Annotated in this window: 2 tRNA genes; both read right to left on the bottom strand. The window is 48.8% G+C overall.

Annotated features, from left to right (window positions below):
* Positions 1 to 140: 140 nt before the first annotated feature.
* Positions 141 to 216 (bottom strand) — tRNA-Thr (locus MN202_RS20530).
* Positions 217 to 228: 12 nt separating this feature from the next.
* A tRNA-Gly gene (locus MN202_RS20525) sits at positions 229 to 303 on the bottom strand.
* Between the last annotated feature and the right edge of the window lie 107 nt (positions 304 to 410).

Raw genomic sequence — 410 nt, 5'->3', positions numbered from 1 at the left:
TCAACGTGACCGATGGTGCCTACGTTTACGTGCGGTTTTACTCGTTCAAATTTAGCCTTAGCCATGGATAGACCCTTTTTAACAAAACGGCGGTTATATAAGTTAGTTTAGTGTTTTTAATAGCAAGAGAGGTGTCAAGATGGTGCTGATACCCAGAATCGAACTGGGGACCTCATCCTTACCAAGGATGCGCTCTACCGCCTGAGCTATATCAGCAACGTTTTTGATTGGAGCGGGCAGCGGGAATCGAACCCGCATCTTCAGCTTGGAAGGCTGAGGTAATAGCCATTATACGATGCCCGCGGCCTACTCGTAGCTATTCTTACTGACGAAAATGGTGGAGGGGGAAGGATTCGAACCTTCGAAGGCAGTGCCGGCAGATTTACAGTCTGATCCCTTTGGCCACTCGG

The sequence above is a fragment of the Rheinheimera muenzenbergensis genome (assembly GCF_036984005.1).
GTDB classification, from domain to species: domain Bacteria; phylum Pseudomonadota; class Gammaproteobacteria; order Enterobacterales; family Alteromonadaceae; genus Alishewanella; species Alishewanella muenzenbergensis.
The sequence above is the reverse complement of the archived record's forward strand: the minus strand, read 5'-3'. Positions and strand labels throughout refer to the sequence as shown.